Origin of the sequence: Desulfosarcina sp. (assembly GCF_033791525.1) — a bacterium.
GTDB lineage: Bacteria > Desulfobacterota > Desulfobacteria > Desulfobacterales > Desulfosarcinaceae > Desulfosarcina.
Genome location: NZ_JASJGN010000177.1, coordinates 19,293 through 30,308, shown reverse-complemented (window position 1 = coordinate 30,308; position 11,016 = coordinate 19,293). Strand labels below are relative to the sequence as shown.

Genomic DNA, 11,016 nt, shown 5'->3' with positions numbered 1-11,016 from the left:
TCGGCCTGGGGCAGAGAGTCAGCAAAAACGACCCGATGGCAGTTCGCTATCGGATTTTGTAGAAACAACGCAGTCGTTCGAAGCGGAGAGCCCTGCTCGACATTGAATTCTCATCCATTTTGGGCTATGGTTTGATCATTTTGTATTCTCGGCTCAGCACGCTGAATATTCACTTTTTTATCACTTAACCGCCTTAACCAGGCACCCTCATTCTATTCGACAAGGAGAAAACCGAATGAAAGTAAAAATCGACAGCCAGTGCATGGGAGACAGAAATTGCAACAACCTTTGCCCCGAGGTCTTTGAATATGACGAAGATCAACTGCAATCCACCGTCAAATTCGACGTCATCCCCGAAAAGTACGAAGACGTGGTCCGCCAGGCGGCCAGAGAGTGCGGTGCAGACGCCATCGAAATCATTGAAAATTAACACACAATCAATCGATTCTATTTAATTTATCGACTCATCCGTGGGAGCGGCGCCCGCCACATGGTAACGATCTGGCGAGGCCGCTCCACTTTTTTTGACCGAAAAATCACTTCATTGGTAGCACATGACCACTAAATTACCGGAGGTAATTGAATGGGCAAATTCAGAGAGAGCCGGACCGCTAAAAACCTTCTGACCTCCTACGCTTTCGAATCCCAGGCGACCACCCGCTATTCGTTTTTCGCCAATCAGGCCGAACGTGACGGATACATCCAGATCGCTTCCATCTTCAAGGAAACCGCCGGTCAGGAGTGCGAGCATGCCCTGCGGTTTTTCAAGTTTTTCAACGGCGGCGAGCTGGAAATAACCGCCCGTTTTCTTACCGGCGTCGTCAACACCACCCTGGATAACTTGTTATCCGCTGCGGATTTAGAAAAATTCGTACACAGTGAATTGTACCCGGGGTTCGCAAAAATTGGCCGCGAGGAGGGGTTCAACCGGGCGGCTGATGTCTGGGATGCCATCTCCGTTGCTGAGGTGCAGCATGAAAAAACATTTCGCGGACTGGCCGCAAACGTGGAAACAGGCAACAGTTTCAGTCGGGAATCCAGCAGGATCTGGCGCTGTATCAACTGCGGATACATCCACGAGGGGCAGCGGGCACCGGAAAAATGCCCGGCCTGTGTACGCCCGTCAAACTACTTCGAAATATTTACCCCCAACTGGTAAAAAAGCCTGTCTGTTCTCCACGTCGCCGACTGACCGCAGCAATGCCGGTTTTTATCCCGACGATAATGCTTGCGGCCGGTCAACCCATCTCCCGCCAGTGACTGCCGTTCAGATCCAGCCCCAGCTGACCGTCGGGGTTCATGATGGTATTGGGGTCGAAGTGGTGCTTGATCGCCTTGAGCAGGTCCATTTGGGCATCTATGTCAACGCCCGGTCCGGATTGGTGCGTGGTGAGGATCAAGTCAAGACTTTGACCATCACCGTCGAAGAGCGGAACCCGAAAAGGGTACCGACAGGCCACACGGTCTGCTCTCGGACCGTTTCGAATCCGATGCGTCGGTATAAATTTTCCGCTCGCGGGTTGGCGTCAACCACCTCCAGGCAGACGATTGACAGACCCTGCCCGGTTGCCCATGCCTCCAGGGCAGCGATCAACCCCGAACCGACGCCCCGTCCGCGATAGGAGGGAGATACAACCACACCGTCGATGTACGCTTCGTCTGCCATTGGGGAGTGATTCAAAAAGACCAGAAGTGCCATCCGCCATAGACTGCCGAGGGTGCCGTAAAATGGCTGCAGCGTGTTTACCGTCACATCCATGAATCCCGCAGCTGCAGTCTGAATACCGAGGATGCCGACGAGCCGATCCTTCTCCATCGCGGTGATGCACATAGGGCGGTTGAATCCACAAGCCAGTGCCCGCCGCGCCCGCGGTCCAGCCCCGTATACCGGTATGAGTTTGTCAGCCAGGGCAGAGAGATACAAGGCGGCGGCATCGTCAACCAGGTCATCCGGCAAATGGTCCAACAGCCGGATAGAGGTGTCGTATTGGGGTGTTTCTGAGATATCAGCTGGCGTCATAAGACGATGAGTAAATTGGGATGATGGGGTGTTGTCACCTGCAGCCTTGAAAAATTGGGGTGGGCATGGATGGCAAATTATGATAAAAACGGCGCGACCATCAACTTCAAGGAGCTTTTCACATGCTTTCCCGGTTTTCAAATGAAGTGCTGTCCCACGGTTCCAGTGCCGTACTGCCCCAGAATTTGAGCGATTATTGGATTAAAGCACTCCAGAAGCTCTGCGACGATTTTCTAGACAGCAATTTTACCATCGATCAATGCACCGAAACCCTGGATATGGGAGACCCTGTCCTGGTGTCCTGCGTCCACGAAGTGCTCCATTCCAGGCACGGAGCCGGTTCCGAATTCTCGGATGAAGAGATGGCCGAGAAGGTCACCATTTACGCCCTGTCCATTACCATGGAAACCATCCGCCGGGAGTCGGGCATTCAGTTGCCGGCCCCGACATTAGAAAATCTGCTCTCTATTGACAGGATTGTCCAGTTCGGGAAAATCAACCCCGATTTCGGGCAATTCCTCGAACGGGCCTGTATCGCTCCCGAAAACGAAACATCCGCCGGAGAAGGCTGGTTACAACGACTCAAAAATAAGATCTTTTCCCGCATCACCGAAAGTTGACCGAACAGGCTTCTCTTTACTTCGTCATGGATCAGGCATCACTGTATTCCATTCTTTCTAAGACCATAACCTTTTCTCGCTTCCTGAAAATGGTCCGTCGGTCATCTGCACTCATGGGCGGCCGGACGAGTATTTAATCAAATTTGCTTCCACGGCCTCCATTTATGGAAATCAATCCTCATGTCCCACACGGTGAAGCTTGATGATATTGGTTGAGCCGGCCTTGAGTCCCATACCGATTACCAGCACCACCAGGTCCCCATTCTGCACGCAGTTTTTTCCGATAAGCAGGCTCTCACTGGATTTCACCAGGCGGACGGCATTTTCGATGTCGGCGATGAACATCGGGGTAATGCCCCACAGCAGCGACAGGCGGTGGTAGGTATCCATCCGCGAGGAAAATGCGTATACCGGTTTGGACGGGCGCTGCTTGGAGATTTGCTTGGAGGTGCCACCGGAAACGGAAAAGGCAATGATGCAACGGGCGTTGACTTCCTGGAGAATGTTGACGGCACTCTGGGCCACGGCGTGGGTCACCGGATCCGCGGTGTCCGAATCATAGTGCAAATTTACCCTTAAAAAGGGCGAGCTTTCGGACTGCTCGGCAATTTTGACCATCATCTGCACCGCCTTGACCGGGTATTTACCGGAGGCGGTTTCCCCAGAGAGCATCACGGCATCGGTGCCGTCAAAAATGGCATTGGCCACATCCGACGCTTCGGCACGGGTGGGTATGGGATTGGCGCTCATGGTCTCCAGCATCTGCGTCGCGGTGATCACCGGCTTGTTTTTGCGCACAGCCGCGGAGATAATTTTTTTCTGGATAATAGGCACCAATTCAGGCTGCATCTCCACGCCAAGGTCTCCACGGGCCACCATGATGCCGTCGGCGGTATCCATAATCGCCTCCAGATTGTCCACAGCCTCCGGCTTTTCGATCTTGGCAATCACCGGGATGTTCACTCCCTGCCTTTTCATGATGGCTTTGATCATGTCCAGATCCTCGGCTCTCCGCACAAAGGAGAGGGCAAAAAAGTCCACCCCGTTCTTAATGCCGAAATTCACATCCCGGATGTCTTTGTCCGTCAGTGACGGGGCGGAGACCTTCACGCCCGGCAGGTTGATGCCTTTGTTCTCATTCAGCATGCCGCCGTGGATCACCTTGCAGTTGACGGTGTCGCGGGTTTTGGATTCCACCACGAGCCGGATCAGGCCGTCGTCCAGCAAAATGGTGTCACCGGGCTGCACATCAGAATGCAGATTCTGGTAGGTGGTAGAAACCATCTGGGCCGTGCCCGCCATGGGAGTTGAGGTGATGGCAAACGCGGCATTGCGCTTCAGCCGCACCGGTTCACCGTTTTCCAGCTTGCCCACACGGATTTTAGGCCCCTGAAGGTCCAGCAGAATGCCCACCGACCGGTTGAGTGTTCGGGCGACGGACCGGATATTGCGGATCGCCTCGGAATGGGTTTCGTAATTGCCGTGAGAAAAATTCAGCCGGGCCACATTGATGCCGGCCGCAACGAGCTTATGGAGCATTTCGGGGGAATTCGAAGCCGGGCCGATGGTGGCGACGATTTTGGTTCGGATGGTCATGTGCAACCCTTTCTTAGCCTGCCGCAGGTTCCGGCAAACAGCGTGTTTTAGATACATGTGGGGCCAATAGCGATGCAGAGAAAAGCGCCCCCTAAGATAGCGGGGGCGTTTGGGCGAGCAAGCCTCATACAGATCGGTTTACCGAATTTTTCCGAATATTAATTATACTTTAGAAAAGAATCAAGCCTAAAAAGAGCGTCCGGCGATTTCTGGAAGGACGTGTTTATTCATCCCCGAGATGCATTGGGCGTGCTGATCCAGATTGCCGGAAACCGGAATGGGAAGGATTGGCCGCGGCTTGAAGCGGGGAGGGTTCAATGGCTTGCTTTAAGCGAAGCTGACCCCGATGCCCATTGGTATCGGTCAATTGCCGGTCGGAGAAGCCGTTCTGGCTTGGGCAGTTCAATCGCAGGCTGCGGCGAGCAGCCGGTTCGATAACACGTGGCCCAGAATAGCCTGGCTCTCGGCATCCAGGTATGTCGATGCCCGTTTTTCGAAAAGGAGTGAGGCCGATGCAGGGAAATCGTCGTCGGCATCGTTGAAGACCAGCAGCAGGGGCATCTTTGGCAGCGGGGTAAAGCGCCGGCACAGGTCGCAGGCGATGTCCATATCCGGAATGCTGCCGCCCAGGGCGTCACAACCCTTTTCAAGCGCGCTGACACGCCCTGAAAATGTCCTGGCCAGCGGCCTCTCCACGGTGTCTGTCCAGAATACTGTCAGCGGGCCGGCATCGGGAAAATCCCGATAGGCCGCCCATTCTTTTTGCGTGGGCTCAAACAGCGGACACATGATCAGGTATCGGCACACCACCACGCAATCGGAAAAATCGGGACGATGTCCCGCCTCATTCTTCAGTCCGTCAGCAGTCAATCGGATAGACTGTCCGAAATAGGGCACCACTATGGCATCGCCATCCAACGTGATGCCCAGCACCTCTTCTTTTCCGTCAAACCGCAAGGAAGTCAACTGTTCAAGATAGTTGCGATACGTTTCATGGTAAACCGAGCCGGTTGCGTTTTGACTCATCGTCGTTTCCTTGGGCGTCTGTTCATTCATCCGGTGAAGGCTGGCGTGGACAAGGGGGGCATCGATACTTATTTTTCACAATTAATTATACAGCCCGCGACCTTTTGGCAACCGGTTTTATTGCCATGCAATCACACGAAGGAAAATTAAACGGCAACCGAAGAAGCCGATGTGGAAAGAAAATATGAAGAACCGACCCAACGGAAACGTACCCGTGGCAGTCACCCGGCCCCGCAAGAAAAGAAAAACCATGGAGCTGGATACTATCGAGGTCAAGGGTGCCCGTGAGCACAACCTGAAGCAGATCGATGTCAGCCTGCCCAAAAAGAAGCTCATCGTCTTCACCGGTGTGTCCGGTTCGGGCAAGTCCAGCCTGGCCTTCGACACCATCTTTGCCGAGGGCCAGCGCCGCTATGTGGAGTCCCTGTCCGCCTATGCCCGCCAGTTTATCGGCCAGATGGAAAAGCCCCGTTACGACACCATCCGGGGACTGTCACCGACCATCTCCATTGAACAGAAGTCAGCCAGCAAGAACCCCCGCTCCACGGTCGGCACCATTACCGAGATCTACGATTACCTTCGCGTGCTCTACGCCCGCATCGGCCAGCAAACCTGCATTAAATGTCACCACCCCGTGGGCAAGGGTGACGCCCAGAGTATGGTTGACCGCATTCTTGAGATGCCCGAAGGCAAAAAGATTCTCATCCTGGCACCGGTCATCGACAGCCGCAAGGGGGAACACAAGGAGGTGATGGCCCGGCTTCAACGGCAGGGATACGCCCGGGTACGGGTCAACGGCGTGGTGCAGGAGATCGAGTCTGTCCAGACCCTGGCCCGCTACAAAAAGCACACCATCGAAGCGGTGGTGGATCGTCTGAAAATCTCCAAAGCCGGCAGTTTCAGAAAACGATTGACGGACTCGGTGGAAACCGCCCTGCGGCTGGGCGAGGGCCGCATCATCGCACACCGCATGGCCAGCGGCGACATCCCCATGAGCGAGGCCCGTTCCTGCTGCGGCGTCGCCTACCCTGAACTGGACCCGCCCATCTTCTCCTTCAACTCGCCCCTGGGCATGTGCCCGGACTGCAACGGCATCGGTGCCAAGCTGGCCATGGACGCAGACCGGGTCATCGCCGACGGCACGCTCAGCATCCGTCAGGGAACGGTCATCCCCTGGCAAGGCCATTTCACCGGCAAGGGAAAACTGAACGGCTCCTGGACGGCCGAACAATTAAGGGCCATGGAAGAACAATGGGGCGTGGACTTCGACACACCCTGGGATCGGTTGTCCAACCGGCAGAAGCAGCTGATTCTCTATGGTTCCGGCGGGCGTGAACTGACGGTGAGCTGGAATGCAGAGAAAATTCAAGGGTCCTATACCACGACCTATGAAGGACTGCTCAACACCCTCATGCGCCGCTATACGCAGACCGAATCGGAAAATGCCAAAAAGTACTACAGCCGCTTCCTCTCCACGCGGCCCTGTGACACCTGCGGTGGCCGGCGCCTGAAACCCGAAGTGCTGGCGGTAAAGATTGGCGACCGCTCCATCATCGACGTCACCGAAATGACCATTCGGGAAGCTCAGGAATTTCTCACCGGATTGAAGTTGACCGGCAACCGAAAGATCATCGCCGATGAACTGCTCAAAGAAATTAACGGCCGACTGGGTTTTCTGGTCAACGTGGGACTGGACTACCTGTCACTCAGCCGCAAAGGTCCCACCCTGTCCGGCGGTGAATCCCAGCGCATCCGTTTGGCATCCCAGGTGGGATCGGAGCTCACCGGTGTCCTCTACATCCTGGACGAGCCATCCATCGGCCTGCACCAGCGAGACAACATCAAGCTGTTGGGCACCCTGCGTCATCTTCGGGATATCGGCAACACCCTCATCGTGGTGGAGCATGACCGGGAAACCATGGCCTCGTCGGACTGGATCGTTGACTTCGGCCCCGGCGCCGGGCACCTGGGGGGTGAAATCGTAGCCCAGGGCACGCCCAAGCAGATCATGCGCCGCAAAGCCTCCCTCACCGGCCGGTATCTGAGCGGCCGGGATGAAATTGAAACGCCGGCCACCCGGCGACGCATCGAAACCGCCGGCCGCCGGTGGATCGCCATTGTCGATGCCACCGAAAACAACCTGGACCACCTCACCGTGGACATCCCGCTGGGGCTGCTGGTGGCGGTAACCGGTGTTTCCGGTGCGGGCAAGTCCACACTGATCAACCAGATTCTCTACCCGGCCATGGCGGGCAAGCTGCACAACGCCATGCTGGAGACCGGCCGGCACAAGGCCATCCACGGGTTGGAACATCTGGACAAGGTGATCAACATAGACCAGAAGGCCATCGGCCGCACCCCACGCAGCAACCCGGCCACCTATACCAAGGTGTTCGATTTTATCCGGGATTTTTTCGCCCAGCTTCCCGAATCCAACATGCGCGGGTACAAGAAGGGCCGCTACTCGTTCAATGTCAAAGGAGGGCGCTGCGAAGCCTGCAACGGTGACGGTTACATCAAAGTGGAGATGCACTTTCTAGCCGATGTCTATGTGCCCTGCGAAACCTGTCGGGGAAAACGCTTCAACGACGCCACCCTGGAGATCAAGTACAAGGACCACTCCATCGCCAACGTGCTGGACCTGTCGGTCCTTCAGGCCAGGGAGCTTTTTAAGAACCATCCGCGCATCCGGCGTATCCTGGACACCCTGATGGATGTCGGGCTCTCCTACATCAAGCTGGGTCAGGCAGCCACCACCCTCTCCGGCGGCGAAGCCCAGCGCATTAAGCTGGCCCGTGAACTGGCCAAGCGAGCCACGGGACGCACCCTTTACATCTTGGACGAGCCCACCACCGGCCTGCACTTTCAGGATATCAAGATGCTGCTGGCCGTGCTCCAGCGCCTGGTGGAAGGCGGCAATACCGTGGTGGTGATCGAACACAACCTGGATGTGATCAAGACCGCCGACTGGATCATCGACCTGGGTCCCGAGGGGGGCAAAGGGGGTGGGCGTATGGTGGCCCAGGGCCCGCCGGATGAAGTTGCCATGGTGAAAAAAAGCTATACCGGCCGGTTTCTCAGAGAGATCATGGCGGGTGCCGGTAAGGATTGAATATAGCGCACCAATCCACTGGCAATCTCCCCAGAAAAGACCGCATCGGTGCGCACGGTGAATTTCAACCGGAAATGTGGTATGCCAGGCGCCATGAGAGATACCGACCATACCGGAGCAATCGGCCACCTGCCGGTGGCAGCAGTCCTGGAACAGCTCAAATCCGCAATGCGGAACAACCCCGCAGCGGTGCTGGTGGCACCGCCCGGTGCCGGCAAAACGACTGCCGTGCCGCTGGCCCTGCTGGAGGAAGCATGGCTGTCCGGCCAGCGCCTCCTGCTACTGGCCCCCCGCCGTCTGGCTGCACGGGCTGCCGCCCATCGCATGGCATCTCTGCTGGGCCAGCCGGTGGGCATGACCGTGGGTTACCGGGTGCGCATGGAAAGCCGGGTTGGGCCGCACACCCGCATCGAAGTGGTCACAGAAGGTGTGCTCACCCGCATGCTCCAGAGCGACCCGTCATTGGCCGGCGTTGGGCTGGTCGTCTTCGACGAGTTTCACGAACGCAGCCTGGATGCCGACTTGGGGCTGGCCCTGTGCCGCGACATCCAGGGGGTGCTCAACGACGATCTTCGGCTGCTGGTGATGTCCGCCACGCTGGATCCTGCAGCGGTGGCCGCCTTATTGGATGACGCACCCCTGATCCGATGTGATGGCCGTATTTTTTCTGTAGAGACCCGGTATGTGGACCGGCCGGCAGCCCAACCCGTCGAACGGGCCGTTGCCTCTACCCTCCGGCAGTCAGTTGCGGCCAACGAGGGCAATCTTCTCGTCTTTCTGCCCGGCGCACCGGAGATCAGACGGGTGGCCCGCTTACTTGAAGACGGAGATCTTCCCCGCGGGTGGAATGTCGCCCCGCTCTACGGCAATCTGCCCCGTGAACGGCAGGATGCCGCCATATCACCGCCCCCGGCCGGGCAGCACAAGATCGTGCTGGCCACGCCCATTGCCGAGACCAGCCTGACCATCGAACAGATCGATGTCGTGGTGGACAGCGGATTGCAGCGGGCGCCGCGCTTCGATCCCGGCAGCGGCATGACCCGATTGGTGACGCTGCCGGTGTCCCGGGCATCGGCCGACCAGCGCCGGGGGCGGGCCGGTCGCATGGGTCCGGGCATCTGCTACCGGATGTGGAACGAAGCGACCCACCATACGCTCGTGCCCCACAACCGACCGGAGATCCTCGACACCGATTTGGCCGGACTGGCCCTGGAATTGGCTGCCTGGGGGCTTGAGGCCCCCGATGCCCTCGGCTGGCTGGATCCACCGCCAACCCCGGCATTTGCCATGGCCCGTCAGTTGCTCCTGGATCTGGGAGCCCTTGACGATCGTGGGAAAATCACCGCACACGGTCGGCATATGGCGGATCTGCCCCTGCACCCCCGCCTGGCCCACATGATTCTGGCGGCCCGCAGGGACAAAGTGGGTCGTTCCGCCTGCGAAACTGCCGCCATCTTGAGTGAACGTGACCCCCTTCATTTTATAGGCCGGGAGCGCGATGCCGACCTGAGATTGAGGCTGGATGCACTGCAAGCCTACCGGGCGAAGAGGGCATTTCACATGAATGGCTGTAGCGTCGATACATCCGCTGTGAAGCATATTCTGAAAGTGTCGGCAGTGCTTCAACACCGGTTGGGCATTAGCGACAAAACCAATCGGGCATCCGATCCGGGCAGGCTGCTGGCCTGGGCCTACCCCGACCGCATTGCCCGGCAACGACCCGACAGCCCGGGCCGCTTTTTGCTCACCAGCGGCCGCGGTGCCTATTTCGACCCGCCCGAACCGCTGAGTGCCAGTGAATACCTGGTGGCGGCACGCACGGACGGCGACCGGCGAGAGGCCCGCATCTTCATGGCAGCCGCAATCGATAAAGAAGGCCTGCTGGAGCAGTTCACACACCGGGTCCAATGGCTGGAATCGGTGGCCTGGGATTCCCAGCGGCAGGCCGTATCATGTATGCGGAAGCTGGTTCTGGGGGCGCTCACCATGGAAACTGAAATATTGACCAATCCTGCTCCCCAAGCCGTGATGGCCGCCATGATCACCGGTATTCGTGAGAACGGCATCGACATCCTTCCCTGGACGCGGACCCTGCGGTCCTGGCAAACTCGGGCTATGCTACTGGCACGGATAGATGCAGAAGGCGGTCCCTGGCCTGATGTCTGCGATGCCGCGCTTTCCAGCACCCTGGAAAGTTGGCTCTCGCCCTATCTTTCCGGCATGACACGATTGAAAGATCTGGGAACGAAGGTTTTTTCTAACGCGTTACGTAATCTTCTCGGTTGGCGGCAACAGCGCCAGATCGATGAACTGGCCCCCACCCACATCACGGTGCCCAGCGGTTCCCGCCTACCCGTCGACTACAGCGAACCGATACCGGTGCTGGCCGTAAGGGTTCAGGAAATGTTCGGCACCACCATAACCCCGGCCATCGCCGGAGGCCGAATACCCGTGATACTGCACCTGCTTTCACCGGCAGGCCGCCCCGCCCAGATTACCCGGGACCTGGCCGGTTTCTGGCAAAACAGCTACCCCGAGGTAAAAAAAGCGCTCAAAGGACGTTATCCCAAACACGTCTGGCCGGATGATCCACTGAGTGCCACTCCCACGGCACGGGCCAAACCCAGAAAGTCAAAATGACA

9 protein-coding genes are annotated in these 11,016 nt (G+C 57.6%); 5 read left to right on the top strand and 4 right to left on the bottom strand.

All coding sequences use genetic code 11. The annotated features are described in order from the left end of the window. Positions 1–235 precede the first annotated feature (235 nt). Positions 236–430: a ferredoxin gene (locus QNK41_RS08600; RefSeq protein ID WP_319255749.1), complete on the top strand. Its 195-nt coding sequence runs from the start codon at positions 236–238 to the stop codon at positions 428–430. Between the two features lie 153 nt (positions 431–583). Beyond that, positions 584–1,159 (top strand): rubrerythrin, encoded by a 576-nt coding sequence (rbr, locus tag QNK41_RS08595; RefSeq protein ID WP_319255747.1) that lies wholly within the window; start codon positions 584–586, stop codon positions 1,157–1,159. A gap of 79 nt (positions 1,160–1,238) precedes the next feature. On the opposite strand, the gene QNK41_RS08590 is transcribed toward rbr, so the two are convergent. Together QNK41_RS08590 and QNK41_RS08585 are read right to left on the bottom strand one after the other, a co-directional pair. Further along, a complete protein-coding gene (locus QNK41_RS08590; protein ID WP_319255746.1) occupies positions 1,239–1,400 on the bottom strand; it encodes an FAD-linked oxidase C-terminal domain-containing protein in 162 nt (53 codons plus the stop codon). Next, a complete protein-coding gene (locus tag QNK41_RS08585) occupies positions 1,397–2,020 on the bottom strand; it encodes a GNAT family N-acetyltransferase (RefSeq protein WP_319255744.1) in 624 nt (207 codons plus the stop codon). The genes QNK41_RS08590 and QNK41_RS08585 overlap by 4 nt, the downstream gene beginning before the upstream one ends. A gap of 122 nt (positions 2,021–2,142) precedes the next feature. Between QNK41_RS08585 and QNK41_RS08580 the strand changes: the two genes are divergently transcribed. After that, positions 2,143–2,640 (top strand): hypothetical protein, encoded by a 498-nt coding sequence (locus QNK41_RS08580; RefSeq protein WP_319255742.1) that lies wholly within the window; start codon positions 2,143–2,145, stop codon positions 2,638–2,640. 171 nt (positions 2,641–2,811) lie between these two features. Here the strand turns inward: QNK41_RS08580 and pyk are convergent, their stop codons facing one another. Both pyk and QNK41_RS08570 read right to left on the bottom strand, forming a co-directional pair. Beyond that, positions 2,812–4,236 carry a pyruvate kinase gene (gene pyk, locus QNK41_RS08575; RefSeq protein WP_319255740.1) on the bottom strand — a complete coding sequence of 475 codons (1,425 nt, stop codon included), beginning with the start codon at positions 4,234–4,236 and terminating at the stop codon, positions 2,812–2,814. A gap of 402 nt (positions 4,237–4,638) precedes the next feature. Continuing rightward, positions 4,639–5,262, bottom strand: coding sequence for a DUF3786 domain-containing protein (locus QNK41_RS08570; protein ID WP_319255738.1), 624 nt, complete (start codon positions 5,260–5,262; stop codon positions 4,639–4,641). A 184-nt stretch (positions 5,263–5,446) separates the two neighbouring features. Between QNK41_RS08570 and uvrA the strand changes: the two genes are divergently transcribed. Both uvrA and hrpB read left to right on the top strand, forming a co-directional pair. Continuing rightward, positions 5,447–8,374, top strand: coding sequence for an excinuclease ABC subunit UvrA (gene uvrA, locus QNK41_RS08565; protein ID WP_320416513.1), 2,928 nt, complete (start codon positions 5,447–5,449; stop codon positions 8,372–8,374). 81 nt (positions 8,375–8,455) lie between these two features. Then, on the top strand, positions 8,456–11,014 hold the full coding sequence (hrpB, locus tag QNK41_RS08560; protein ID WP_319255736.1) for an ATP-dependent helicase HrpB: 2,559 nt from the start codon (positions 8,456–8,458) through the stop codon (positions 11,012–11,014). Positions 11,015–11,016 lie beyond the last annotated feature (2 nt).

Bases quoted from the DNA above. Each gene is read 5' to 3' on its own strand.
- QNK41_RS08600 (WP_319255749.1), top strand. From the start codon at position 236: ATGAAAGTAAAAATCGACAGCCAGTGCATGGGAGACAGAAATTGCAAC.
- rbr (WP_319255747.1), top strand. From the start codon at position 584: ATGGGCAAATTCAGAGAGAGCCGGACCGCTAAAAACCTTCTGACCTCC.
- QNK41_RS08585 (WP_319255744.1), bottom strand. From the start codon at position 2,020: ATGACGCCAGCTGATATCTCAGAAACACCCCAATACGACACCTCTATC.
- QNK41_RS08580 (WP_319255742.1), top strand. From the start codon at position 2,143: ATGCTTTCCCGGTTTTCAAATGAAGTGCTGTCCCACGGTTCCAGTGCC.
- pyk (WP_319255740.1), bottom strand. From the start codon at position 4,236: ATGACCATCCGAACCAAAATCGTCGCCACCATCGGCCCGGCTTCGAAT.
- QNK41_RS08570 (WP_319255738.1), bottom strand. From the start codon at position 5,262: ATGAGTCAAAACGCAACCGGCTCGGTTTACCATGAAACGTATCGCAAC.
- uvrA (WP_320416513.1), top strand. From the start codon at position 5,447: ATGAAGAACCGACCCAACGGAAACGTACCCGTGGCAGTCACCCGGCCC.
- hrpB (WP_319255736.1), top strand. From the start codon at position 8,456: ATGCCAGGCGCCATGAGAGATACCGACCATACCGGAGCAATCGGCCAC.